The following is a 26,096-nucleotide window of genomic DNA, read 5'->3' on the forward strand; positions in this document are numbered from 1 at the left end:
GAAGCAGCGTGAGGTTCGGGCTGTCGCCTTCGGGAGCCTCAGTATCCGCAGAGTTGCCCCAGACTGCGCAGTCAGCTGGCGTCGCTTCGCCTAAACGGCAAGCAACGTCCGGTGCGTTGCAGCGGCTGTCCGGACACCGCTTCATTGCGGACGAGACTGCCGCTTACGCTTAGTCCCCGCTGGGGTTGCTGCAGCGGCTTGAAGATCGCGGAATAGCCAAACGCCGAAATCAGCGGGCGAGATGGCGACTGATCCATCTAGCCCAAGGCGAGCGCTAAGCACTGAGGCATCCAGCTCACCGGCGAGGACTCCCGCCAAGGGTATCCGGCCGGCCTCGGTATGCACTTGTGCGTATCCCTCGCGCAAAGTCGTGCGGACATCGTCCGACGCCTGGATAACGACCGAGCAGAGTTGGCTAATCGGCTGCGCGCGGAGCATTATCTCTTCACCAATAGAACGGACCGTCTCGCGAACAAACGCCTCCGCCATGCGGGGAGCAAACGCCTGAGTCTGCGCCGAGGCATCCAGGGCGGCAAGGGCAGCCGCGACGGGTGGAGCAAGATCTCGGTAGCTTAGGCCGGTGGAAGGGGAAAAGAGAGCTTCTTTCCACCACAGGAGCGAGGTGCGACGCTCGATTCCAGCCGCGGTTTGTGTCAGCGTTGCCGCGACTTCAGAAACATACTTGCTTACGGTAGCTGCCAGAGCTTTGGCGCCCGCCTGCTCATCCACCTTCTCAGCGAGAGCTTTGATAACCGCATCCACCGCCGCAGCAGTTGCCGATGCCGCCGCTGGGGCAAACTGGTGAGACCAAGGGGATCCCTCATTCGGCCAGTGTGGGTTTGGGGCTTTCAATGCCTCCCCTTGGGCATTGGATGGACCCGACGCCGCCTGTAGCTGCTTGCTGAGCCAATCCCTCGACAACGTGGGGGGTGCGAGTGCAGGTACACTGTCGAGTGTCAGCGCTACATCGGAGGCAGCCGCAGCATGTGGCAGCGCCCATTCGCGCTGAGCTCGAGTGTCGAGGCGACGATCGGCTTCTTGAATAAGGTCGATCCAAAGATTTCGATCAGACTGCGCTCCGATGTGCGGGAGCATGTTGCGGGCGGTCAAGGTTACCGCCGCAGCCACAGCGTCGGATGCCATCGCGCTCGCGAGAGCTTGCAATATAATTGCGCGGGCGACGGTCGGGAGAGATGCGTCGACGAACGCGCCGGCATAGCTTTGCCAGCGCTTCTCAAGAATGCCTGTAACCTCGACAATTAATGGATCATCCGGGCCGATCTGTCCGTCGATAGCCACCATCGTAAAGATTGCGACGCGATGTGGTGCAGCCTTGATGACATCGGTGAGGTCGGCGGCGGCCTCGCGCAGTTTGACGACACGCGTGTCGTCTCCGCCGACATCGAACAGCCGGGCGGTAAGAAATTTCTGAAGAATGTCTAGGGCCATTCCTTCGATGTGCCTTTCGCCTACTTGCCACGACAGCTTCGTGCCCAAGCTTAGGGTCTGGATGTTCTCGGCTTTCCGCTGCGATTGTCAACGTCAGATCGAACAGACAATCACCGCATACACAAGAGGGTTTAACTCCCTTTCGCTCACGATCTTATCGGCGGCGACGTCCTCGATCGTCAGCCGGCCGGCGGCCCAGGATTGCGCGTGGAGGGGATCGACTGCAATATCATACTTACCAACGTGGCTCAGCAGGTCTTTAAAAAACACGGCTTTTGGTGATCTTGCCCGCTGCGACATCCACTTCGCTGAAGTGCGCCCAATCCCCTCCGAGATGCTCGCCGAGGATCTTTGTGCGCGACGGATCTTTGCGATCATCTGACGACTTCCACGGCACCGAGGCGGGGGAACGTGCGGTGTTCTGCTCTGCTAGCATACTCTCGGCTGGGGCCGGCAAGCTGGTGATCGAGCGGCGAGCTGAGCTCGATGGCAACTGCTACAATGTTCTCTCGCCTGCCGTCGATACAATCGCCGACAAAGACCCACTGGCCGCGACCTTGCTGCTGTGGGCGATGATGGCGTACCTCGGACGGCTTGGTAGCGGTCTTTAATGTCCGCTTCTGGGAAAATTAGCGACTGCACCTATGTCCGATATTAGGCGCATTGCTGACCGGCAGCCTTGGGGCCGAAAGCGAACAGACGGCTTCTGGCTGCAATCTTTAGGAGCGAACATTACGGTCGGCGTGAGCATTGTCGCCGGATACCTCATCTGAGAAAGCCCACCTACCTACCTACCGCAACGGGCCGATCAGGCAGCGAAACGATCCAGACTAAGAATGACCCGCCGATCCGTATGGTTTTCCAAAGAAAAGGCTCCCAGCCTTTGGATCCTATTCACTTCGTGATGAACCGAGCGTCGCCGAGTCATCAGAGTCGGTCGAATAAGCCTCCCGAACCGGCTGCGCTGCCAACCATATCTCCATACTGGCCGAGGAGTGCATCCAATGCGTTGCCATCAAGCGGCGGCGCTAGGGTATTTTCATTATATTCTAGGACCCGCAGAACGCGGGTGTCCTTCAATTTGCCCATTTCTGAACGGAAAGCCCACTGCACCTTTATGGTATCGAAGATGTGCGGATTCAGCTTTTGATTTGTGACAAGGTGCCAGAACTGCTCGTCTTCGATCCTGAAAAGCCGCTCATGGCCTGAACTGTCTCTGCCCTTCCATTGTCGCTGCTTGTCGCCGCGCTCCCAATTGGGCGACGTCACTTTGACGGTATCAATTGCAACATGCCATGGCCGGTCATCGAGATCCTTTTCCTTCGGCGTAAGCGCCACATGCAACCGCCCGAAGTCACCGCGCCTGATTGGAAATTCATCGGCATCAGTGAACCCAACTCCCTGTATTTTAGTATCTGCAGCACATGCTTCATAGAATTTGTTGCGAGCCTCATACCCTTCTCGGAATTGCGTCGGACGAATACCGATCTTGTTGAGTTCTGAAACGTCTTTTTGCAAGAATGATTTTGTACTCTCGCTTAGGATTAGTGCGCCCGTACGGCATTCTATTCGGGCGTCAGTGGCGGAAGGCGGTACTTTCATCTCGTCGGCGAGCAACTCGCCTACATAACCACCAGCGAGTTCCGACCAATAGACTGGTTCATGCCCGGTGAGCCCCTTGATGAATGCCGCTCCAATGTCGCTTTCGACAGCACCCCATGATATTGTCGCAGCGGTTGCAGCAGCTATTGCCAATCTGGTTTTGAATGTTCCGATTTCTGGCGGTAGTACTAGAACTTGATATTCAAGCCTTCCTTCAAACAGGTACTCATTGAGACCTGCTATAATCAGCTCTGTCTGTGCGGCAGTCTCAATGAAGGTTTTCAGTTCAAGGTGGTGTTCGGGTACGTCGAAGTGGATCGGGATGATTTCTATGGCACCCGCCCCGGTAAGCTCTGCCACGATATTCGCCCCTTTGCTGCACCCATGTCTAATATTTCCCCATTCACATGAGTACAGAAGCAAACTAGTAATTGTGAAGCTAGCTCAACCAGCATGGCCACCCGCGGTGTCGGGTTCCGGGCACAAGGGGCGTGCATTTTCCCAAGGCATACCCACTTGGAAGAAGTGAGAAGGCTGTTAAGACAACGCGGTAGGAGAACTGCGCCGTGGACCCCACAAAGTCAGAGCCCCAAACTTTCACGACGGTTTGAACCGTCTCGCCAGCCTGCTTCGGGACGAAGATGAGCGTGGGCAGCGCTGGCGATCAGGGTCACAACGGCCATGAACCAGAAGCCGGAGACGATGTAGACAGTGGCTGTTGCGCCAATGCATTCGCTTTCAGCAATGAGGCAGCTCTGCTGAACGCCCTCATGAAGAATACCCGGCCACCACGAAAACAACGGCATCAAATGGAATGGCGAGCCAAAGGGGAAACCGAACCGCAAGCCAATAGCGGAGGCAACGATCACGACTATTGGTGCAACGAAGGTGAGAAGTAGTGGGTCTACCATCGTCCATCCCTATAGAAGCGGATGTCCTCTTTCCACACCCATCTCAGTCACACCGCATTTATGAGTTCACGGCCTAGTACGACGAATTTCGCAGACCTTCAAACTTCGGCACGCACCCTTGAGGAAGAAACGGCTCAATTCCCTGCGAAGAGGAGCGCTGCGATGCTTGATTGAGAGTGGTCCATCGGGTGTTCCCAATCACCCCTCGCCCTTTAAGCCCCGGCGATCCGATCGCACTACAATCCTGTCGCGCTGACCCTCTTGAGCTAGCTCCTGAATGACTGGAGGGCTCGTCTCCGCGTGGCTTCGACTCCGGAAACGAAAGAGCAGCAGTGTCTGACCGGCGACGAGGATTGTGCCGCCGGCCAGCCCCTGGACCATACGGCAGACGCTGATCCAGGTGAGATCCACCGACAATGTCATTGCGGCAGATGCCAGCAGAAGGGTGACGATCCCAGCGCGCAGGCATGCTGTCGGCTTGACCGCCGCAACGAAAAAGCGGAGCGATAATAAAGGCCGTCAGCTTCGCCGCGGTGAAGACGATGCCGACGCGCGGCTGATTGGCGCCGCCCAGCGTCCTGTGAATCGAGCCGCCCTGTCCGACCGAACGGTTCGGGCGGCGTGGAAAACGATCCCGTCCTGGTCAATTTACGGCGCCGCAGACCGCAACATTCCGCCCCCTGCTATGGCTTTCATGGCCACCCGCGCCCATGCTCGGGAGGTCGTGGTCGTCCCGGACGCTTCGCACCTAGTAATGGTCTCCCACCGCCATGAGGTGGCCGCGCTGATCCAGGATGCGGCATAGGGATATGTGATTTTCCGCGGGATGAGGACCTGCTCTTCATCCAGGGCGTCTTAAAGTAGGACGTCCCTTTTGAATGTTGGTCGCATTTGAATAGCCTCGATCGACCGGGTACTTATGCTGCATGTTGCCACGCTCGGCATGACGAACCGGATTCGCGAGCGAATTTGTGCGCCGGCGTCAAGCGATCACGAGGACTTTGTGTCGACTGCAAAGATGATGCCGCGGCTTTCAAGCGTTCACGGGGCATTGCAGGAGGGCTTGAGCTTCGCATCGCACGTCAATTGATGGTACGACGATAGCCCGATCGGATGCCTGCCGCTCCATGGCTCTGCATGAGGGAGAGTATTTCAGCCACAATCTGGTATCGAGAACGAGAATGTCGCCCCGGGACCGTCATTGGCTTGCGCCCAAAGCCGACCGTTGTGCCTCTCGACGATCGATCGGCTGACGGACAGTCCGATTCCCATGCCTTCGCTCTTCGTAGTATAGAACGCCTCAAAAAGCCGTTCCGTGCCCTCCGTCCCGAACCCAATGCCAGCATCGCGTACAGAAAAGCGAACTTGGCCATCTGCATCGCGGCTTGTGCAGACGGATAGCAGCCGCGGACGATCGTCGATGACGCTCATAGCGTCCGAGGCGTTGCGCAGAAGGTTCATGATCACCTGCTGCAGTTGCACGCGATCGCCGGCGACCGGCGGTAAGTCGTCAGCCAGTTCGGCACGGAGCATCACGCGGTTGCGCTGCAAATCGCTCGACGACAGTGCAATGACTTCTCGCGCGGCCTCGTTGAGATCGACGGGCTCATTGGTCACCTCGCGCTTGCTAAAGAGCGCACGTAATCGCGCGATCACATCCGTGGCACGATTACTGTCACGTATCGCACGTCGCGCTGTCTCTCGGGCGACTTCGATATTGGGTGGATCGCTTGCGAGCATGCGAAGGCAGGTGCTGGCATTGGTGAGTATTCCCGCGAGCGGCTGGTTGACCTCGTGAGCTATCGAGGCTGTCAATGCGCCAAGGCTCATTACGCGAGTGACCTGGGCAAGCTCCGATCGCAGCTTCTCCACCGCTTCCTCAGAGCGCCGGCGTTGCGTAATGTCGAGCACTGCCCCGATATACTCGACCTGATCTTCATCATCGCGAGCACGGTGGGCTATCAAACGTAGGTACTTGATGGAGCCGTCAGGCAGCACGATTCGAGGCTGGTATTCGAAATCGCTCTCACCGCGCTTGGCCCGCGCCACCATATCCTGCAACTGCGGCTCATCTTCAGGATGGATCCGGCTGGCAATCCGATCGAGCGTTACCCTAGTCCCCTGCTCGAACTCGAAGATCCGGTAGAGTTGTTCGGACCAGACGATGTCGCCACTCGCCACACGCCAGGAAAGGTTCCCCATTCGAGCCAGATCCTGTCCTTCTGCCAGAAATGCCTCGCTGCGCCGCAACCTTTCTTCCATCTGCTTTCGCTCGGTTATGTCGCGTGTGATTCCCAGTTGCGCGACTGATCGGTCTCCGTTGCGCAAGGGAGCCGCGTGGGTCTCCACGTGACGGCGAACGCCAAGCGCATTAATCAGGTCGAACTCGATGAAGGCTTTTTGCCCGGCGCAGATACTGTCGTGGAATGCCCTATACTTTTCGCGGTGCTCGGGAGCGACAAAGTCAAAGAAGTTCTGGCCGACCAGCACGTCGGCCGACGAAACGCCAGCCATGACCGCGCCGGCGGAATTTACACGCAGCACGGTGCCCTCGCGTGCAATCACCTTCACGGATTCGGGCGTCGTTTCGACGATTGCGCGGAAGCTTTCCTCACTGTGCTTCCGGTCTTCAATGTCAGTATTGACACCATACCATTTGACAATGTTCCCACTGTCGTCGTGCAACGGACTTACGCGGAAGATGAACCATCGATACTCGCCATCAAAGCGACGAAGCCGCGCTTCGGCCTCGCCCGGCAATCCCGAGGCGAGCAAAGACTTCCAGATTGCGGTAAGCCCAGCCAGGTCGTCAGGGTGGACAGCTGACGACCAACCCCAGCCTTGGGCTTTTTCTGCCGACACTCCAATGTAGTCGAGATAATGCTTACTCAAAAACTCGGCCGCACCGTCCGGTCGCGCCGACCATGCCAGGGCCGGGATAGTATCGATGGTCAGCCGCAGATTGCGCTCGCTTGCGGCCAGCGCGTCTTCGGCCCGCTTCCTTTGATCGATGTCCATGAGCAAATCGAGCCAACGTAGGATGTTTCCTGGCTGGTCCGGCAAAGGCATGCCGAGGACGTTGTTCCAGCGGTACACCCCGTCGGCTCGGCGAAGCCGGCTCTCCATGTTGTATGCGCTCCTTGACCGGTGCGCCTCCAATTGGACAGCAATCGATTGTTCGAGATCATCTGGATGGACGACTTCGGAGGCTTTCCGTTCCTTCAGGTCGTTCAATGTCTTGCCAAAAAATTCCAGAGCAGGTCGATTGACGCCCTCGACTTCGCCTGTGGCCGTCGTCACCTCCGTGGGTACAGAGATGCTGTCGATACTCAACTGCAGGTCGAGCTCGCCTCGCCGCAGCTTTTGCTCTGCGGGCCGAACATCCTCGACGTCGGTCGCTACCCCCAACCATTTGACGACTCGTCCGGCCTTGTCCTGCAACGGGTTGAACTGCATAAGAAACCTGCGATACCTCCCGTCCAAGCGCCGCAAGCGCGCTTCCATCTCACCTGGCTTCCCGGATTTCAGGATCACTTGCCACTCTTCACGCAGTTGTGGCAGATCACTCGGCTCGGCCGCAGCCTGCCATTCCCAGCCACCGCTTTGGCCCATTCGAAAGCCCGTGTACTCCCACCAGAGTCGATTGATGAAATCTACAGATCCGTCCAGCAATGTTGTCCACGCCATGACCGGAAGCGCATTCAATATCTCGCTCTGATCAATCTCCATTGCTGCAGTCCTCTTGAAACTGCCACGAGACTCCGCAAGCCGTTCTTGCGTTTGCCTTCTATCGCGCCAGCGCCCCACCGCGCCTGTCGCCAAGTGCTCGGCAGGCTCGATCGGATGCCTCTTTGGCTTTGTTCGTGCGACCCTCTCTGTTCGGTTGATCTCGCCGCCAGGGGTGGTGCGTGAGGGCATTCGCATCGTCGAACCGTCTTGTAGCCTAGACGTCAGTTTCGCCGGTGATCGCACCTAGTCCGATCACCATTTCCAGGCACCACGGTGCAACGGCTTTGGTTGGCTGGATTCCGAAAGTAGTTTCTTTGTGAACAGCCCAAGAAAGCATGATCAACCCCTCGGCACGATGCCAGCCGATCCGGCGATCCAGAGCCGGCTCCTTTGCCCGCAGTCTGGTGCTAGGCTGCGGTTCGAGATCATAGTGGTTCCAGGTTGTCATCTTGGTCCAGGGCGAGCGATCGTGGTTCTGGTCTATCCTGACTAAGCCGTAGTCGTTTTCGCGAGCTCTGAAGGGCTCTCATTTGGTGACTAAAATGACGATTAATCGGCCGTGCGCTATTGGCCGCTGGGACTCGATAGTTCTCTTGTAGTCGACTGGGATAAGCTATCGTTTAGGAGGAGGGCATGCGTCTCTTCCGACGCGTTCTGAATTCACCGTGCCAAAGCACCGATCACATGGGGCAAGTGTCCATGTAAAGCTGGCGTCGATGACGCCAATTGCCCGATTACTGATGCCTAGGCTCGTCCGAAACCAAGTTCAGCGCACCCGCCATTCGGCTGAGTTCGGGAAGCGACTGCGCCCTCATTTTCCGCATCAGATTTGTCCGATGTACCTTGACGGTGGATTCGGAGATCCCGAGATCGCTGGCAATCTGCTTGTTCAGGCGGCCGGCAACGACTTCGACGAAGATCTCACGCTCCCGGGAACTAAGCGAGCCGAAACGCTCGCGAAGCGCACGCAGCATCTTGTCGCGATCCTTGTGGGCCCGATCGCGAGCAAGGCCGGCCTCAACGGCATCAAGTAGATCCTGATCGCGGAAAGGCTTGGTGAGAAATTCCAGCGCACCGCCCTTCATCGCTTGCACGCTCATCGTTACGTCAGCATGCGCCGTCATAAAGATGATGGGCAGTTGTCGATTGGCTGCAATTAGCTCTCGCTGAAACTCGAGACCACTCTGCCCCGGCAGCCTCACATCCAGAACCAGGCAGGTGGGGCCGTCCGTGGGATTAGCCTTGAGAAATTCGGAAACGGACGAAAATTGCCGTGTCTCTAAGCCGACCGTCCGCAACAGGCGCGCAACCGAGTCACGAAACTCAGGATCGTCATCAATGATCAGGACACTGGGATTTGCGTCACCCATCCGGTACTTGCCTTTAAGCGGAGTGCATCTTCCGACGATATCAGCTTCATCCTACAGGCAGTCGCCGAAGTCGAACAGCACCTCTCATCTAAGCGAACGGCTGAGCGATCTAAGCCATCGCTTAGGGATCGCGGCATTGCATCACAAGGAACTGCGGTTGACACTAGCGGTGTACGCAGGCGCGAGATCGAGGAGCGCCGTCGAAGCGAGGCTAAGATGCCTGATCCCGCCATATCAAAGCCAGCGCTGATATCGATTGTTGACGACGATCAGCTATTTCGCGACTCGATGCGGCGACTGATCACACTATTGGGCTACAATGTAGAGGCCTTTCCATCAGCTGCCGATTTTTTGGCCTCTCGTGTCTTGGCTGAGACCGCTTGCCTGGTCGCCGACATTCACATGCCCGGCATGACTGGCATTGAGCTCTATCGACATCTAGTCAAGGTGAGGTGCGCCCTCCCAACCATCTTGGTGACGGCATACCCCGATGAAGCAGCGAAAAAACAGGCGATGAAAGACGGCGTGGTTTGTTACCTTGGGAAGCCGATGGACGATGGCGAGCTTGAGCACTGCCTTAGCTTGGCCTTAAGCGCCAAGCCATTCGGAGAATATTCATGAGTCGTCCCGCGGAGGTGGCAGCGTAAACTGAAATAGGGCGCCGAAAGGCTTGTTCGGCTCCGCCCATAGCTGGCCACCATGGCTTTTGATAATGGATTGGCAGATCGACAGTCCCATCCCTACTCCGCTGTCCTTGGTGGTGTAGAAGGGTTCGAACATACGCTCAAGATTTTGCGGACTAATGCCTGGCCCTGTGTCCGCGACTTTGACGAGCACCACTCCGTCGGCTTCCCCTCGTTCGATTCTGACCGTTAGCTCATTTGCTCGTTCGTTACCCGAACCCATCGCGTCCACAGCGTTGAGAACCAAGTTTACAATTACTTGTTGCAGCTGAACGCGATCCCCTTGAACAGGAATCTGTTCTTCCGGCAGTCGAGCAGTGATCGCGATTTTATTTTTCGCGAATGCGCTGTGTACCATGGCAAGAGCCTCGCGGACCGCCTCGTTGAGATCGAAGGGTTCCTTACGCGGAGGCGCTTTTTTGATGTGATCGCGTACACGGCCGACGATGTCCCGAGCCCGATCGGCGTCTCTGACGACACAGCCGATTGCCTCCCTGGCTTCATCCAGATTTGGCGGATCCATCTCCAGAAAACGCATTCCCGCGCGCGCGTTGTTACGCGCCGTGGCAATGGGATGCAGGATTTCGTGAGATAGCGAAGCAGCCAGCTCTCCCATTGTGCTCACGCGATTGATGTGAGCGAAATCCGACTGCATCTGCTGCAATCGGACCAACGCTTGCGTGCGATCCTCGACATCGGTCAGCAGAACGTACCAGCGGGTAATGCGCTCCGATGCGTCGCGGACTGGAATGCCGCGGATGTCGAACCACCTGAATTCGCCATCGAACCGTCGCAAGCGCGCCTCGATCGAATAGGGAACGCCCGAGGCGATAGACTTGGTGAAAATCTCTAGAAGGCGCGACAGGTCGTCATGATGTACAATTCCGCCTAGGCCCGAGCTCCTCAGTTCATCCAAATGCCGGCCACAATAGTTGACGATTTGGCGATTTACGGCTTCGACTTCACCGTTGGGAGCCAAGATCGCAACGAGGCCGGGTATCCCATCAATTGCAGACCGTAAGTTTCGTTCACTTTCAAGGAGTGCCTCTTCGGCGCGCTTGCGTTCCGTCAGATCGAGTACGAAGGCGACGCCTCCGTTACGGCCTTCTTCAAATCGAGTGCCGCCAAGCAACACAGGCGTTCGACCACCATCCTTACGAAAAAACTCTTTCTCGAATGCTTGAAAGGTACCGTTTGCTCGGAGCTCTGCCATGGCACGTTCATCCCGTTCGCGCCACTCTGCTGGGGTCAGGTCCTTCCAACGCAACCGGCCGGACACGACATCCTTACGCTCGTAATGAAGGATACGCAGGAAAGCTTCGTTGGCTTCAACGATGGTGTCTTCGTCACTCCAAATGCAGATGCCCAGGATGTTGGCGTCAACGAGGCGCCGGATCTTTCCCTCTCGATCCGCCAGATCGCGATAAAGTCGCGTATTCTCGAGCAAAATTGCAGCTTGCGACGCAAGCATCTTCAGGACGGTGACACGGTCCGGCGTGAACACATCTCGGATCAAATTGTTTTCAAGATAGAGAACGGCGATCAGCTTACCCTGGTTGACCAACGGGAGACAGAGGATGGAATGAACATGGCCTTGAACGATGTGAACATCGCCAGAAAATGCGTTTCGGGCCGCTGCATCACCGAGGATCACGGTCTCTCCGGTTCGTATTGCGTAGCGAATTAGCGTCTCTGGCATCTGGGCCGTGCTGGGCGCCCGCTGTTCTGGTACTCGCACGACGACGACCTCGCCACGCGCGGTCGCTTCTGCGTCTATCCGCAATTCTCCACTCTCGGGAGAAATCAGAAGCCCCCGCTCGGCGCCTGCGTGCTCGATAGCCGATCGCATGAGCCTGTCGATTAGCGTTTCCAGTACCATCTCGCCCGATAGCGCTTGCGAGACTCGGATGATCGTCGCGAGATCGAGATGCTCGACCGGCGTCGTGATCGTGGAGGTCGGACCGGCGATCGGGTGCTCAGGCCTGAGCCCAGGAAGCAGCCGATCGAGTTGCCTCACCTTTCCATCGGCTCCCCAGCGGAGATAGCAGTCACGGGCGTTTCGAAAATACGCGTTCGCAATCGTCTCGAAGCCGCGGGCAGCCCAGAATCGCGCGGCCAACTCGTTAGCCAGCCCTTCATTATGTAAGAAGCCTTGCTCGCGAGCCAGGCGAATTGCCCGTTCGTAAAGCTGCATTGCATCATTTTCTCGTCCTTCAAGCCTGGCCAGTTCAGCGCCGAGGAGTGCTGCGCGATTGGCGAAATTCTCGGGCCCGCTCTCGGCCCAATGAGCGATCCGGTCGTGATGAGAGCGCAATTCCTGCAGAGCATGATGCCGGCCCTCGGGAATAGCGGCTTCGCAATGTCCAGCCCAGGCGAGCGCTGTATAGAAATGGTATTCAGGCAGCTCTTGCTGGGACGGTAGCGTCCAAAGAAGCGACTCCGATTTCGATGCGGCCTCCACCGCTCCAACATAGTCGTCGGCGTGGACCTTGGCCTGCAGTTTTCGAATCCAATATCGCGAGGCGGCGATAGCCAGGCGAGCATCGCCTTCAAGACGCTGCTCGAAAGATCTTTCGCGGAATTCATCGTCCTCGAACGAATTCAGATCATTTGTTTGTCCTCGGAGCGCCCGGATCAACCTGATTTGCGCTACGATGACGTCGCCGATCTGCCCGAAGCCCACGCTTTGCACAAAAGCGAGAGCGCTGTTGGCCTCGTCCTCGACCTCCTCAAGTGGGTGTCCCGTTGCCAAAAGATTTGTAACCAGGTCGACCCGAGCGAAGGACGCAATGGTCAGATCGCCGACAGCCCGAGCGGACTCGAAGGCGCGTTGGAACAGTTCCTGACAGGTAGCCAGGGGCTGTATCCAGTGCGCGATGAAAAGTGTAAATCCATAGTGGGCGATACCCCTGCTGCGATGGAATCCGCGCTTCTCGACCAATTCCAAGGCAATTTTACCCACCCGGTATCCGGCCTGAGCTTGGTCCGGATACGGACTTGGCACGCTGCCTAAGACTGCGTACGCAAGACACGAGCCTTCGGTGTTTCCGTATTCAAGGCTGAGAGCAGCCATATGGATGATGATGAGGTGAAAAAGATTCACGTCGGTGAACTGCGCTGCTCCAATCACCGCCGTTAGTACGTTCATCGTCGCCTGCTGGTTCGGATCGCTCATCGCTGGCAGATCAAGCAGCGACTCGATCGATAACGTCTCGATCTGCCGCCACAATCGACCGCATTCCTTCCTGACATCTTCTGCTGTCGGGTTCAGCCGCCATCGAGGTTGATGCCGACGCAGATAGGCGTGACCCAAGGCGACGGCATCGTCGCTTCGATCCATTACCATGTAGAGGTTGACGCGCAGAGAGACGACAGCGCCGGCATCGACGGGGTTTTGAGCGCGCTTCGACAGCGCTGAGAGGCGCCGTTCCGCTTCCGCTAGTCGCCCAAGCAGATACTGGCACTCGCCCAATTGGAGCTCGATTTCGAAGATGAGCCTACGGTTCCGTGCCCATGCTGCTTTCCCAAGCAGGGAACGGCCGGCCGAGAGATATCTCAGCGCCGCCATTGAGGCGCCTGCCGCTTTTGCCCTTTTCCCGGCAATCAGGTTTAGTTCAGCGACTTGTTCGCGTTCCGGCTCGGTGGTGATCAGTCTCGCGGCTCGATCAAACTGGTTGACTATGTTGAAGATCGCCTCGCCTCTCTCTTCCGGTGGGATACCGGATGCGAGCAGTCGACCGATTGTCAAATGTGCGCTGGCTCGCGACCTTCTCGGGATCATCGCATAAGCGGCTTCCTGCACGCGGTCATGAGCGAACCTGTAACTGCGATCAAGGCGGTAGATCAGCTGATCGCGCAGCGCCTCCCAGAGGACGCCATGCATCTGTTCCTCGGGCATCTCCAGAATCATCGAGAGCGTCGCCACTTCGGCAAAGTTACCGAGGCAGGCGAGCTGCCGTAACGCGTTCTGCGTGTCGGGCGGTAATCGCGCCAGCTTCGGGGCGAGAAACTCCACGACATTTTCCGTATATTGCTTTGCGCTGATACTAGTAAGGTCCCAGGTCCACTGCCTCTGCTCGTGATCGAAGGTTAGGAGGCCTTCGTCGGCTAATACGTGCAGGAACTGGACCGCAAAGAAAGGATTGCCGTTCGTCTTCGCATGAACCAGTTGGGCCAGGGAGGACGCCCGCTCGACTTCGCAATGGAACGAGGCAGCAACAAGTTCCCCCAGATCCGGTACCGTCAGCGGGTTGAGCTTAATTTCCTCAATCCTGCCGAGGGGACGCATCATGTCCAACTTGCGCATGAGGGGGTGAGCCGCCGTGACTTCATTGTCGCGGTACGCACCGATGAGAAGAAGATTGTGCAGGTCGGACCGGCTCAACAGATCCTCAAGGAAGTCGAGAGTTGCGGCGTCGAGCCACTGCAAATCATCGAAGAAGAGGGCCAGGGGATGCTCAGGCCGCGCAAATACGCCAATGAACTGCCGAAGCAGCAGATGGAAACGCCGTTGCATGTCCTGAGGCGGCAGCTCAACCGCCGGAGGCTGCACTCCGATAATGAGCTTTATTTCGGGAACGAGGTCGACAATCAGTGCTGCGTTTTGGCCCAATGCTTCCCGCAACGCATCGCGCCACGGAGCAAGTTCGACTTCGCTTTTGCCGAGTAGCGGCCGGATCAGGCTTTCGAAGGCTTGTGCAAGCGTTGAGTAGGGAACGTCGAGTTTGTACTGGTCGAACTTGCCGGAGGCAAAAAGCCCCCGCGGAGGAACGAGTACCGGCTGAAGCTCGTTGATAAGCGAGGATTTGCCGATGCCGGAATAGCCGGAAACCAGCACCAATTCGGGCTCGCCACCTTTGACAGCCCGGTCGAACGCGGCAAGCAAAGTCCCGATGTCTCTCTGCCGACCGTACAGTTTTTCCGGAATCAAAAGGCGATCCGGCGTGTCGTGTTTGCCAAGCGAAAAGTCGTCAATCCGGCGCTGCGCCCTCCATTCGTGCGCGCAGCGGCGAAGGTCGCTCTCAAGGCCGGACGCGGTTTGGTAGCGGTCTTCAGCCGTCTTCGCGAGCAACTTCATTACCAAGGCCGAAACGATGTCGGGGATATCGCCCAACCGTTCAGCAGGCGCGACGGGCCACCTAGCGAGGTGGCAGTGTACCCATTCCATTGGGTCTTCGGCCGTGAACGGCAAAGTTCCGGCGAGCATTTGATAGAAGGTAATGCCGAGAGCGTAGAGGTCACTGCGGGAGTCGATCGACCGGTTCATTCGCCCGGTCTGTTCTGGCGCCATATAGGCGAACGTACCGGCGATCGTGTCAGCAGGGTGGACTGGCTGGCGCTCCCGCGGTAACGGCGATGCGATACCGAAACCCGTCAGCCGCACTTGATCAGTCGCAGCGTTAACCAGGATATTCGCGGGTTTGATGTCTTTGTGGATCAACCCGCTGCGGTGCAGCCTCTCAACAGCCTCTGCAATTCCGATGGCCAAGCGCAGAAAGTCAGCTATTTCCATAGGCCCCGTTAACAACTGGTCGAGTGGCTCGCCCCCCTCATCGTCGAGTATCAGTGTGGTTCGACCACCTTCGCGTACGAAATCCAGAGGTCGCGCCGCCCATACCTCGTCGAGCTTATCCCGAAGCTCGTATTCATGCATAAGGCGATCGACGCTTGCGCGTGATGGGCGCCTCGCGGCAAGCTCCACCATGAGGACAGCACGGTGTTCACCATTGTCGGTCGATCGCAAGCCGCGACGGAATATTCGCTCCCCGTCCTCCCACAAAATCTGAGAGTTGTTGCGTGAATAGTGTTGGCCGATCGGTGGCGGCTCCATTCGTCAGACTCCGGGCCACACCGGATCGGCCGCGGGCACCTTCCATTGAGTTGCCCGAGGCACGCCGATGCGGCATCTAATAAGCAACAATCTGACGCGTTTAGGGACGTTTTGCTAGCCGGGCAGCGCAGATGGTGGCTGATGCCGACATGGCCTTTGCCAACTATCTGCAGGATGGAGCGCGTTGTTGCGTTCGAGCGTGAGAAATCGGGCTGCCCGAAAACAAGGCAGGACGGCACGGCGCGGCTTGGGACGGCGCAGAAGCCCGCTTGAATCACCGTCGGCCCTGCTCTGCCAGACCGACACTATGGTCCTGACGATACGTTGGTCCAATCGCGTGCCGGAAGCCGGTGCCTCATGTTGAACAGATCCAGGATGCAAACACCGAAGGAGGGTCAAGTGGACGCCAAGACAATGACCTCGCAGATTCGCCTGACACGCCGGACGCCCGCCTATTGGCGAGTTACGTTTGACAATGCTCCGCTCAATGTCATGGGTCCGCAGATGGTGCAAGAATTCACACATCTGATTGACACCATTGAGGCTGACGAAGACGTTCGAGTTGTGGTGTTCGACAGTAGCATCGACGGATACTTCCTCAACCATTCAGACTTCAAGGCACGGATCGAGGATATGCTCGCGCTGCCGCCGGGGTCTACAGGGCTGCCGCCCTGGCCGGATTTTCTTGTGCGACTGACGCGCGCGCCTGTGGCCTCGATCGCTCTAATCCGAGGTCGCGCGACGGGTAACGGGAGCGAAATCACCCTTGCCTGCGATATGGCTTTCGCTAGCAAGGAAAAGGCCATCATCTCCCAGTGGGAGGTTGGCGTGGGTATGGTCGCCGGCGGCGGGCCGATGGCCCGTCTGCCTCACCTGATCGGTCGCAATCGGGCTATGGAGGTCCTTTTGGCCTCCGAGGACATCCTCGGAGATCAGGCCGAGGCGTATGGGTACGTGAATAAGGCGCTGCCTGACGCAGATCTTGACGCGTACGTTGATGCGCTCGCCACGCGCATTTCCAGGTTCGATAAATGGGCGATCGCGCAGACCAAGCGCTTGGTCAACGCCAGCCTTCCACCAGATGTCGAGCTGGGCGCGGGCTGGGAAGCCTGCATCGCCTCGCTGAGCCGACCCGCCGCTCAGGAAGGGATCAGAACGCTTACCGCTAAGGGCTTCCAGGCGCCCGGAGATGTCGAGAATCGGCTGGCTTTTCACCTAGGCGAGTTGCCGCCGCGATAACCGCTGTCGATGGCAACGGCGTCCTCTCAAACAGAGGCTAATCCCATGGATCTGCCCAAGAAAGCGAAGTTGGTTGCCGAACGTGTGGAAGCGGAAGCGACAAAGGCCGACGTCCAGTCGCAGTATGCATCATCGACGTTCACGGCAATCTGGTACTCCAACACCGGATGAACGGCGCGCCTATCTTCGCGCTCGAGATTTCCGAGCGAAAGGTATACTTCTGCCCTCGTACGCCTGCGCACGGCGGACATCCTGCCGCTCGTCCAGCCAGGCCAATCGCTTCTAGGTGGCGGCTCACGCGGAAAATGGCCCTCGGTGGTATGATGCTGTCGTCCTTTGGGCCTTGGCCGCTCGTGGGCCATGCGGCATGCATCTACCGAGATCCTGCATAGCCGCTGCTATCGAAGAGGACGCCCTCGCAGTCAGCCGCAGACGGACAACCAAAAAAGCAATGTAGAGCCGCTCCAGCACGGCCAGCACGCGACGCGGTTTCTGGCCAGAAAGCCCAGCAGTCGCATGATCGTGATCGCGCGCCACATCGCGGCAACTTCAAACACTGGTTCTGTTCCAGCACTGTCTATTTGTCTGTCATACGTGCTCTCAATCGCTCAAGCGGGCGAACTGTCGTGCCTATTAGACGGCAGTTTGTTTCAAGCTGACTTCTATCGAGGGGGGTTGAGTCCACTTTGTGGGCCGCGGCACAAAGCAGCACTAAAATCAAAATGTTGTAAGTGAATTTTGGTGGGCCTGGAGGACGAACAAGAAGTGCGATGCAAAATACGGCTTTGCCGGCACCTTGAGAGCGTCTTGCCGATGTCAGGATGGCATACCATCGAGGGTCCATGAAAGTCGACGGCTTGGGGATCCACCGCAGCCGGCGCGAGGAACGCAGTTGGGGTGTGGAAAAAGCGATATGACGTAACGAACGTTCGAGGCACTCTCAGGAATGTCGATCAGCGTGCTTCACCCACGCTTGGCCGACTTAGCCGGAAGGGTGGCGCGGTTAACGTCGTGATGTCGAGGTTGATGTCTTCTCCAAAAAGCCAGCGCGAGGCCTACGAGCAGTTCCCAGGGCGTTGGCGTCCCGCACGACGATCCGTGGACCAACCTGGCGGAACCGGCAGCGGACGAAACCGCTAGAAAGAACTCAATCATGGCGCCCCTCGTATTCTTCCCAACCCTTCGGAAAGTGCAGGACAGATTGACGACCTGATGCGCAAATCCATTGCACCAACGTGTTGCCGATACCTTCGGAACTCGCCGCACCAGAGATAGCAAAGCATCGATTGGGTAGCCTGCACACCAACCAACGGCGCCGTAGTCGCCGAACCCAAAAATCGACAGCTTTGATCCCTCCACTTGCTAATCCCGCTTTTGCTCGGCTCGATCAAAGGGGCACGGGGATGGGCGACAGCTTCGTAATCAGCCAAAAGTGAAGCAGAATGCCTCGACGCCAGGGCCAAAAAATTCGATATCGAATTGGCGGTCTACGATCGGCCCTAGTTGCCGGATAAGCTGGTACAGGCGTTGTTCGCTTACCGTTCCGTTGCCGTGTTCATCGACGTCAAGTCCGTGAGATCCGCCTGGTGCATTGCCATCGATAAGGACGCGGAATTTCACGGACGTTCCCGGCGATGCCGGCCCCATCACAAGATGCAGATCGCGGGCGTGAAATCGGTACGTTATGCGGCCGTTGGCCCTTTTCACCGACACGCCGTCGCTTGCCATGATCCAGTCGCCCGAAAGCGCCCATTCGTTCAGGCGCAACTGTGCCGGCGCTTCAAAGAGATGCGACTTGTTGCGAATTACTCCGCCCAGGGAAACAAAGCCTTGGGTGCGTTCATAGCCGACGTAATTTTCCCGAGACTTCAGGTTGGCTTTGTCCGCAGCGGCTTCGAGGCCGCGCGCATCGACCGACACCAGATCACTGCCTACGACCTCGTTGCCACTTTCTGCCAGCAATCGCTGAACGATCTTCTCGGACTCGTCGTATGAACCTTCACCGAAATGCTGATCACGCACTCGCCCTTGAGCATCGATGAAATAGAATGCCGGCCAGAAATTGTTGTTGAAAGCGCTCCAGATCGCTCCCTTACTGTCGATGGCGACGGGATAGTCGACCCCCAGCGCTTTCACCTCGCGGCGGACGTTGTCGACGTTCTTCTCAAACCGGAACTCCGGGGAGTGGACGCCAATTACGACCAGCCCCTGGCTTTGGTATTTTTTCGACCAAGCGCGGAGATAGGGTTGTGCGCGCATCCAGTTGATGCAGGTGTAAGTCCAGAAACTCACAAGGACGACTTTTCCACGGAGTGCCGTCGGCGTCAGTGGTGGCGAATTGAGCCACTCGTCGGCTTGCGTTATTGACGGCAACTCCGATTGGCCGGCAAACCAGCCGAAAATCGAGCCCTGGACGGATAAGCCGTGCGATCCTTTGGAACTCATCGATAGACCCATATCGTCGGCCCCAAAACTGCCATTCGGCAGCCCAATCGAAGTGATGAGTAGGAACGAGGCCAACAAGAGGTTCGTCTTCATGCGCGAACTCCCTCCATGGTTTGATTGTGGTCTTCGACGCGGAAAATTGATGGCGGGCTTGCCCGCCACCATTTTAGGCGCCGTTCGCGGGGGCAATGACGGGGGACTATTTCATCCCGCCGAGGGCATTCACGTTGGCGCAGAACTCGGCATAGGGCTTGCTCATCGCTGCGTCGTTGCATTCGCGCATGATCATTTCGCGCATGGGCTTCGGCTTGGCCATGAAGACCGCCTTGAACTCAGGCATAGGCTTCAGGGTCTTCATCGAGGCGTCGGTGTAGAATGGCCCGATGTTATCGACGACATCGAGTGCGCCGGCGAGGGCTGTGCTGCCGACACAAAAAAGTGCAAATGCACCGAGACCAATCGCTTTGATGTTCATGGTGTAGACCTCTCTTGGGTTTTCGCCATCGTCCCAATGACGATGGGCGTCCAAAGGTACATCTGACGAGGGTCAGAAGTGATATGCAGATGACCTATGCGATCTATTGGATGCTATTGCACGTTGGTATCGGCGATACTTTTGTACCACACGCACATCGACCGCCCGATTGCCCTCCCGAATGGAACGCCGCGTAATTTCCAGCGCTCCATCCACGTTTTGTGGATCGGCCGCCAGTGCCCGGAGGCAGGCGCCGGCATTGGTGATAATGCCTGAAAGCGGCTGGTCTACCTCGTGCGCAATCGATGCTGTCAGAGCAGCACAGGCTCATGATCCGAGTAGTGCGTACAAGTTCGGATTGTACTTTCTCAAGCGCTCCTCCAACTACCTACAGTAGTGCCGGTGAAGGCAAGGCAGTCAGTCCGAATGCTGGTCCGTGTGGGATGGCAGTCCGTGAGAAGTATCCAGGTTACCTTCGGATGTCGCGGCGGACCCGAGATGGAAGGGAACAAGCTGGCTGGCACTCGCCCTCCCCGCTGCCTTCTACCAGTCCCTTACGGTTCGTCGGCAAGAGTTTGGGAAAACGACCTACCGTACGGATAGAATTGTTCCTTGCGGCCTTCTTTCCAAGCGGTTCGAAGCTCTGGTTGCGCAATGTCCCAGTCCGGGAAACATTTTCGCCCAACGGCCCGGAGGTCTTGCCGCAGCTCCTCGATTGTGGGGCGGCCGAAGTACCAGTAGCCGTTATACACATTGTAAACGATCAGTCCGGGCTCGAGAACAACGACGTGTGGTATCATTGGGTTGTGCGCCGGATCCGTGTACTCCGCGATATCTAAATCCTTTTGGATGGTACGTCGCGGGTCTGACAGGAAAGGCCAATGCGCCCCTACGCCGCTCCGAAACTCGTGGGTTTCCGCGACGGTGTCAGTGCTGATGGTGACCATCTTACAGTATCCTACCTCCATCTCACGATGAAGCTGAAGTAGGCGTTCCGCTTGGCATCTGTCCTTGGGGCAGAAGCTGCCACGGCTAAGGACAATCACCATCGGATTCCAACCTTGGAGTTCAGACAGCCTACGTCGCTTTCCCGTGTGATCGCTCAATTCATAGTCTGGAAATGGCGCGCCCGGCACGATGTCCGATCTCATCTTGTTTCCCTACGGGCTGGCATTCACGAGCCAGCCCTGCGAGGGCAGGTAGCCCGTATGCGACGTCGCAGTCCACCCGGACCGTCTCTGTGAAAATAGCGAACAGAGCCATTGGCAATCTATAATACGATCGTATCGCCGACCGGAGTAGGTGGCTACATCTTGCCGGTGTGACGGTGCCCTCGTGAGAATCCCTGGCGGGAAGGGTGCCGTCACACGCTCTGCGCATTCGAAAGCGGGCGTCACTCATCCATGTCGCCTAGCAACTCCTAAAAGACGTCGGCGTCCCCTAGGTGGACTTCACTGCTCGGCATTGATGATGCGGAGGCCCAATCCGAACCGCACGTCCTGCGCACTCGCCGATGCTCCTCGCTGGAAGCGGCCCTCAGCTTCCTTGATCGGATCCGCTCCGAGAAGGTGACGCAGCCGAATACTTTGCTCGGCGATACCAAGGTTCAGTAGCGATATGGTTGCTGCCGCCGCAAACTCCCAGGCATTCCGACCTGACACAACTCAACAGGGGAACAGTGACATGGACATGCTTGCTTTGGCGAAGGACATCGCCGGACATGTGGAGACGGAATCTCTGCGTGCTCAAGTTCCGATGAGCGTCACCGTGATCGATGTTCACGGGAACACTGTGCTCCAGCATAGGATGAACGGCGCCCTCGCCTTTTCGATGCTGATTTCAGAGCGCAAGGCTTACACCTCCGCGCTCACGCAACTACGAACATCAGCATTATTCGATCTCGTGCAGCCCGGCAAAGAACTCTTTCATTTGATGTCACAAGAACGCTTTTGCGCGATGGGTGGTGGCGCACCTCTCGTACAAAACGGCGTAGTCGTCGGCGGCGTCGGTATAAGCGGCGGCACTGTTGCCCAGGATGTGGGGATACTGGAGGGAGCGCTTAAGCTTCTCAGGAACGCAGACCCGGAGACTCTCGCCCCAGCCGTGGTGACCTAGTTTCCTTGAGACGCCCCTGGCTCTCTTTCGTCTCCATTCATCGCAGGACTTCGGCTTTGAGCGGTTGGTACTGCCTAGAGATTTGTGTGTCTCTCGAGGAGCCACGCCCCAAAATTCCCTGCACCACTACTGGAACGGTGACTTGCGGCATAGAGGAAGTCCGCCGACGTCCTCCGTGCAAATATATCGCCGCCTAAGGTCCTTGCCAGAATCGCCTCCTGGAGCGCGCCAATTTTTTCCACCACTAAGTCGCAAAAAAGGCCGCGCGACACTGGTCCCGCGACCTCTCTCTTTTCGCCTCACGGTTAGGGCTATGCGGCGGTAGCACTGGCCGCCGCGCTGTTCAGAAGCTTTACGAGCGCCTGCGCTCCTGCGGTGGAAGATGCCGGGTTCTGTCCGGTAATCAACCTGCCGTCGGTAATTGCGAAAATTTCCCAGTTCCCCTTTTTTTCATAGAGACCGCCGAGCCTCTTGAGTTCGTCTTCGACGAGGAACGGCACGACCTTCGTCAGTTGCACTTCTTCTTCTTCACCGTTGGTGAAGCCCGTCACCCGCTTCCCCTTGACGATCGGAGCACCTTGATAGGTCACGCGATGCAGGACAGCGGGCGCGTGGCAGACGGCAGCCACTGGCTTGCCGGCATTGTAGAAGGACTCGATGAGCTTGATGGAGTCGGGATTGTCCACGAGATCCCACATTGGACCATGGCCGCCTGGATAGAAGATGGCGTCGAAATCATCGGAACGGACTTCGCTCAATTTCTTCGTGGTGGCGAACACCTTTTGCGCGGCCTCGTCCTGCTTGAACCTCGTCATGGCAGGCGTCTGGTTCTCTGGCAGATCGCTCTTCGGATCAACCGGGGGTTGCCCACCCTTGGGTGACGCGAGCGTCAGATCGAACCCCGCATCGCGGAAGACATAGTAGGGTGCAGCGCCCTCCTCGAGCCAGAAGCCCGTCTTTCGCCCGGTGTTTCCAAGTATGTCATGCGAGGTGAATACCATGAGAATCTTCATGTGTAAGTTCCTTCCATTTCTGTTTCGCAGCGGGTGGCCGTACGAATGGAATGTTGTCTGGGATCATCCTGCTTTGCATGTGCACATTGGTATCGCCAGCACCTTGGTATCGGTTGAGCAACAGCGTGGTCCGAAACAGATGGTCTTGAGCCGCAACAATGTCGCTCAGACTTTCATGGGCTTCAAATTTCGAGAACGGGACCCCAATCCACACGGCCAGTCAGCAATCATTCCCGAGCTCGCTGCCAGGAACTGGTCTCCGCCTTTGCCGAAACGCTCCATCTGCAGCAGGATCCTACAGACCGAAGCGAACGCTACTGCACGATGGTATGCCCGATGCCCGGAGCGTTCTGTTGAAGAACTACTCGAACGCAAGAGCTTCGCATCCTTTGGCGCTCCGCGCGGCGGAACCACAATGCCGCCGGGCCGCCGGCGGCGTCATGTTAGCTTCACGAGATCAACTCGATGTCAGGCTTTCCCTTCGGCCTTAGTCTTCCGATACTGGACGGTTGGAAGACCTCCCCAGCCCCAGTTGTCGAGCTCGACCTCTTCGATGACCACGTAGGTTGACTCGAGCGGCTTATTGAGGACGTCGAGCATGACTTGGCTGACGCCCGCGATGATGGCGGCCTTTTCTTCGGCCGTAACCGAGTTGCGATCAGGAGCCGAGCCCTCACGCGTTACCTGTACAGTGACTATGGGCATTTCGTAATATCCTCGCTCAAGATTCGAATCTTCTTTCTAGGTTTCTAGGCGGCCATTGCCGCAAGATGCTTCTCCAGTTCATCGACATGCGCATAGCCAGCGCCGACCCTTCGCAGAGTTCCACCCTTCTTGAGGAACAGCGTGGGAAAGCTAGAAACGCCTATGGCACGAGCCGTCGCGAAGTCTGTCGCGACCTCTTCGATGGTACTCCGCTTCCTGTAGGCCTCGAGGAATTCATCGGGGTTGACGGGTGACCAAGTCCTTGAAAGCGCGGGATCCCACCTCCGCCAGTACGAAGCCGTTCGTGGTGTTAAGCGCATCGACGTAAAACGCGTGCTGGAATGCACGGAAAACCTTGAGAAGATCCGCCTGCGGGCGAAGGATCCGGGCGGTAACGACCGCGCGGCATACAGGCTCGGTGTCGTAGACGAACCCAGTCCTTGCAAGCAGGCCTTCGCGGTTGAACGGCACCTCGCTGGCCTCCTCCACCTTCGCCAATGGTGCACTCTGAACTGCTTGCCCGCGTCTCGGTCGCTCCGGCGCGCAGTCCACCGAGGATGATCGTCAATGAGACGTCCCGACGCCGATGCATCAGAAGTTCCATTTGCTTGGCAAATCCATAACACCAAGAGCACATCGGATCGGCGGCCAGCACGAGTTCCATTTTTTTCCTTTAGTTTGTCGGCAGGGCCCGCGGCGTAACCACGCCACGTGACCCGCTTCCTGGTGAACCTACTAGCGGCCAGCGTTCTGGCCACCGTCGACGTGTAGGATCTCTCCCGTGACGAAATTTGCGTTCTCGAGGTAAATCACGGCGTCGACGATGTCGCTGATCTCGCCCATGTGGCCGACCGGGTGGAGAGCGGATAGGAACTCGTGAGTTTCAGGCGCGTGCATCGGAGTCTTGATGATGCCGGGAGATACGGCGTTCACCCGGACCCCAGTCTTGGCGAATTCGATCGCCAGTTCCTTCGTCACAGCGTTCAATCCGCCCTTTGTGAGCGAAGCGAGAGCCGTGGGAACGCTCGACACCGGCTGGTTCACAAGGCTCGTCGTGATGCTGACGATGTGGCCGGAACCCTGCTTGAGCATCTCCCTCGCAGCCCGCTGCGTGATATGGAAGAAGCCCGAAACGTTCACGCCGAAGTTCAGGTCGTAGTCTTCCTGCGTAAAGTCGACGAAAGGCTTTGCAGTGAAGACGCCTGCGTTGTTGACCAACGTGTCGATCCGACCGAAGCGTTGGATCGCCTCGCGGACGACGCGCTCGGCGGTCTCTGGATTGGAAATGTCGCCCGCTACGGCATGCACGCCGTCATCGGAACCCGGCTTGATCGAACGCGAGGTGGCGACCACGCGGTAGTTCCGCTGGCGATAGGCGCGGACAAGACCTTCGCCGATGCCCTGTGATGCACCAGTGATTATAGCGACCTTCTGCTGATTGCTCATAATATATATCCTTTTCAATTGCTGCGGCCCTTGCTCGAGCCGCCCGGCGCCCTCGGCGTTGGTGCGATTGATTTAAGGGCTCACAATCATCGGGAGAATTGCTGAGCAGCGGCATTCACTTCACCGCTTTTCGGCAGAATGTCTATTGCGCGTAGTTTATCGGCGCTTCGCGATTCAGGCGTAACGAGTGGGCCGCAGCCAATACCAAAGTGTCGGGCACACCTTCGGACAATACCGGTCAGAATCCACCTTGTTTACCTGACGTCACCGCGAAAAGACCCTGCGGCGGGCTAACAATAGGAGCCGACATGACCGACCCGACGCTGCAAGCGAAACCACCGGCTAAGACATTAGACACCAGTCCGCCCAGCATGAATCTTGAACTCGTTGTAATCCCGGTATCCGACGTGGATCGTGCTTTAACGTTCTACAAAAACCTGGGCTGGCGGCTGGACATCGACCACGGCAAGGGCGACGATTACCGCATTGTCCAGTTAACCCCAGTCGGCTCAGGAGGCTCCGTGATGTTCGGCCAGAACATCACCACGGCGGCGCCCGGCTCTGCCCAGGGCATGCATCTAGTCGTGCCCGACATCCTTGCCGCGCGCGACGACCTCGTACGACGCGGCGTAAAAGTCAGCGACCTTTTCCACGACGTCGGCGGAATCTTCCATCACTCTAACGGCAAGGGAATTGCCAAGGGGCCGAATCCCGATAGGAAGAGCTATGCCTCTTATTTGACGTTCGAGGATCCCGACGGCAACGGATGGACCTTGCAGGAGGTGACGGCGCGTCTACCTGGAGCTCCTACCGACACCAGCTTCACGACGCAGCTTCACGAAGCCGTCTGGGGATCTGAGCGGTAAGCGAATTTGTTGATTCAGGTTCGGCTCGCGCAGGGCTCGACTACGTCACCACGTCCCACGCCTATTGCAATCAAATCTCGTGCGATCTGACTGAATGCATTGCGTGGTTTTCATTGCGCTTCAAGGAAACGCAGGACGTGGTGACGGTTTACCACTGGCGCTAAACGGCGTCGATAAATCACGAAGGCCGGCGCATCCCCGCCTGAGGGCGTCCGCTC

22 protein-coding genes are annotated in these 26,096 nt (G+C 57.7%); 8 read left to right on the top strand and 14 right to left on the bottom strand.

Annotation, left to right across the window (positions count from 1 at the left end; genetic code table 11):
• Positions 1 to 141: 141 nt before the first annotated feature.
• Positions 142 to 1,497, bottom strand: coding sequence for a GTPase-associated system all-helical protein GASH (locus tag NKH06_RS10240; protein WP_352892925.1), 1,356 nt, complete (start codon positions 1,495 to 1,497; stop codon positions 142 to 144).
• Between the two features lie 45 nt (positions 1,498 to 1,542).
• A complete protein-coding gene (locus tag NKH06_RS10245) occupies positions 1,543 to 1,827 on the bottom strand; it encodes a hypothetical protein (protein ID WP_352892926.1) in 285 nt (94 codons plus the stop codon).
• A 38-nt stretch (positions 1,828 to 1,865) separates the two neighbouring features.
• Between NKH06_RS10245 and NKH06_RS10250 the strand changes: the two genes are divergently transcribed.
• Positions 1,866 to 2,060, top strand: a complete 195-nt coding sequence (locus NKH06_RS10250) for a DUF6880 family protein (RefSeq protein ID WP_352892928.1) — start codon at positions 1,866 to 1,868, stop codon at positions 2,058 to 2,060.
• 316 nt (positions 2,061 to 2,376) lie between these two features.
• On the opposite strand, the gene NKH06_RS10255 is transcribed toward NKH06_RS10250, so the two are convergent.
• Both NKH06_RS10255 and NKH06_RS10260 read right to left on the bottom strand, forming a co-directional pair.
• The gene (locus tag NKH06_RS10255; protein ID WP_352892930.1) at positions 2,377 to 3,411 is read right to left on the bottom strand and encodes a hypothetical protein; all 1,035 of its coding nucleotides are present in this window, start codon (positions 3,409 to 3,411) and stop codon (positions 2,377 to 2,379) included.
• 221 nt (positions 3,412 to 3,632) lie between these two features.
• Positions 3,633 to 3,962, bottom strand: coding sequence for a hypothetical protein (locus NKH06_RS10260; protein ID WP_352892932.1), 330 nt, complete (start codon positions 3,960 to 3,962; stop codon positions 3,633 to 3,635).
• Positions 3,963 to 4,440: 478 nt separating this feature from the next.
• Here NKH06_RS10260 and NKH06_RS10265 point away from each other — a divergent pair, with 478 nt between their 5' ends.
• The gene (locus NKH06_RS10265) at positions 4,441 to 4,767 is read left to right on the top strand and encodes an alpha/beta fold hydrolase (RefSeq protein WP_352892934.1); all 327 of its coding nucleotides are present in this window, start codon (positions 4,441 to 4,443) and stop codon (positions 4,765 to 4,767) included.
• Positions 4,768 to 5,114: 347 nt separating this feature from the next.
• Here NKH06_RS10265 and NKH06_RS10270 read toward each other — a convergent pair whose 3' ends face one another.
• Together NKH06_RS10270 and NKH06_RS10275 are read right to left on the bottom strand one after the other, a co-directional pair.
• A complete protein-coding gene (locus tag NKH06_RS10270) occupies positions 5,115 to 7,691 on the bottom strand; it encodes a PAS domain-containing sensor histidine kinase (protein WP_352892936.1) in 2,577 nt (858 codons plus the stop codon).
• 734 nt (positions 7,692 to 8,425) lie between these two features.
• Positions 8,426 to 9,061, bottom strand: coding sequence for a response regulator transcription factor (locus tag NKH06_RS10275; RefSeq protein WP_023812743.1), 636 nt, complete (start codon positions 9,059 to 9,061; stop codon positions 8,426 to 8,428).
• A gap of 216 nt (positions 9,062 to 9,277) precedes the next feature.
• On the opposite strand from NKH06_RS10275, the gene NKH06_RS10280 reads away from it, so the two are divergent.
• Positions 9,278 to 9,682: a response regulator transcription factor gene (locus NKH06_RS10280; protein WP_031213567.1), complete on the top strand. Its 405-nt coding sequence runs from the start codon at positions 9,278 to 9,280 to the stop codon at positions 9,680 to 9,682.
• Here the strand turns inward: NKH06_RS10280 and NKH06_RS10285 are convergent.
• Positions 9,677 to 15,574, bottom strand: a complete 5,898-nt coding sequence (locus NKH06_RS10285) for an AAA family ATPase (protein WP_352892938.1) — start codon at positions 15,572 to 15,574, stop codon at positions 9,677 to 9,679. The two genes, NKH06_RS10280 and NKH06_RS10285, sit on opposite strands and share 6 nt — an antisense overlap.
• Positions 15,575 to 15,988: 414 nt before the next feature.
• Between NKH06_RS10285 and NKH06_RS10290 the strand changes: the two genes are divergently transcribed.
• The 3 genes from NKH06_RS10290 to NKH06_RS10300 are packed head-to-tail and all read left to right on the top strand — an operon-like array spanning position 15,989 to position 17,205.
• The gene (locus tag NKH06_RS10290) at positions 15,989 to 16,813 is read left to right on the top strand and encodes an enoyl-CoA hydratase/isomerase family protein (RefSeq protein WP_164892871.1); all 825 of its coding nucleotides are present in this window, start codon (positions 15,989 to 15,991) and stop codon (positions 16,811 to 16,813) included.
• A gap of 45 nt (positions 16,814 to 16,858) precedes the next feature.
• Positions 16,859 to 16,984, top strand: coding sequence for a hypothetical protein (locus tag NKH06_RS10295; RefSeq protein ID WP_023812740.1), 126 nt, complete (start codon positions 16,859 to 16,861; stop codon positions 16,982 to 16,984).
• Positions 16,963 to 17,205, top strand: a complete 243-nt coding sequence (locus tag NKH06_RS10300; protein ID WP_352893043.1) for a hypothetical protein — start codon at positions 16,963 to 16,965, stop codon at positions 17,203 to 17,205. Before NKH06_RS10295 ends, NKH06_RS10300 begins: the two co-directional genes overlap by 22 nt.
• 1,030 nt (positions 17,206 to 18,235) lie before the next feature.
• Here NKH06_RS10300 and NKH06_RS10305 read toward each other — a convergent pair.
• From NKH06_RS10305 to NKH06_RS10315, 3 genes are all read right to left on the bottom strand, one after another.
• Positions 18,236 to 19,351, bottom strand: a complete 1,116-nt coding sequence (locus NKH06_RS10305; RefSeq protein WP_352892942.1) for a redoxin family protein — start codon at positions 19,349 to 19,351, stop codon at positions 18,236 to 18,238.
• 106 nt (positions 19,352 to 19,457) lie between these two features.
• The gene (locus tag NKH06_RS10310) at positions 19,458 to 19,733 is read right to left on the bottom strand and encodes a hypothetical protein (RefSeq protein WP_023812738.1); all 276 of its coding nucleotides are present in this window, start codon (positions 19,731 to 19,733) and stop codon (positions 19,458 to 19,460) included.
• Positions 19,734 to 20,287: 554 nt separating this feature from the next.
• Entirely contained in the window at positions 20,288 to 20,884 is a 597-nt protein-coding gene (locus tag NKH06_RS10315; RefSeq protein WP_352892944.1) for a peroxiredoxin family protein, read from the bottom strand.
• Between the two features lie 532 nt (positions 20,885 to 21,416).
• On the opposite strand from NKH06_RS10315, the gene NKH06_RS10320 reads away from it, so the two are divergent.
• Positions 21,417 to 21,848: a GlcG/HbpS family heme-binding protein gene (locus tag NKH06_RS10320; protein WP_352892946.1), complete on the top strand. Its 432-nt coding sequence runs from the start codon at positions 21,417 to 21,419 to the stop codon at positions 21,846 to 21,848.
• 311 nt (positions 21,849 to 22,159) lie between these two features.
• Here NKH06_RS10320 and NKH06_RS10325 read toward each other — a convergent pair whose 3' ends face one another.
• The 4 genes from NKH06_RS10325 to NKH06_RS10340 form a co-directional block, all read right to left on the bottom strand.
• Complete coding sequence (locus NKH06_RS10325) at positions 22,160 to 22,861, bottom strand: type 1 glutamine amidotransferase domain-containing protein (protein ID WP_023812736.1); 702 nt, start codon at positions 22,859 to 22,861, stop codon at positions 22,160 to 22,162.
• 468 nt (positions 22,862 to 23,329) lie between these two features.
• The gene (locus NKH06_RS10330; RefSeq protein ID WP_128302954.1) at positions 23,330 to 23,566 is read right to left on the bottom strand and encodes a tautomerase family protein; all 237 of its coding nucleotides are present in this window, start codon (positions 23,564 to 23,566) and stop codon (positions 23,330 to 23,332) included.
• A 234-nt stretch (positions 23,567 to 23,800) separates the two neighbouring features.
• Positions 23,801 to 24,064, bottom strand: coding sequence for a hypothetical protein (locus NKH06_RS10335; RefSeq protein WP_245273263.1), 264 nt, complete (start codon positions 24,062 to 24,064; stop codon positions 23,801 to 23,803).
• Positions 24,065 to 24,301: 237 nt separating this feature from the next.
• Positions 24,302 to 25,012, bottom strand: coding sequence for an SDR family NAD(P)-dependent oxidoreductase (locus NKH06_RS10340; protein ID WP_023812734.1), 711 nt, complete (start codon positions 25,010 to 25,012; stop codon positions 24,302 to 24,304).
• A 308-nt stretch (positions 25,013 to 25,320) separates the two neighbouring features.
• Between NKH06_RS10340 and NKH06_RS10345 the strand changes: the two genes are divergently transcribed.
• The gene (locus tag NKH06_RS10345) at positions 25,321 to 25,878 is read left to right on the top strand and encodes a VOC family protein (protein WP_050592726.1); all 558 of its coding nucleotides are present in this window, start codon (positions 25,321 to 25,323) and stop codon (positions 25,876 to 25,878) included.
• The last annotated feature ends 218 nt before the right edge of the window (positions 25,879 to 26,096 follow it).

This window comes from Mesorhizobium sp. M1342 (assembly GCF_040317955.1).
Taxonomy (GTDB): domain Bacteria; phylum Pseudomonadota; class Alphaproteobacteria; order Rhizobiales; family Rhizobiaceae; genus Mesorhizobium.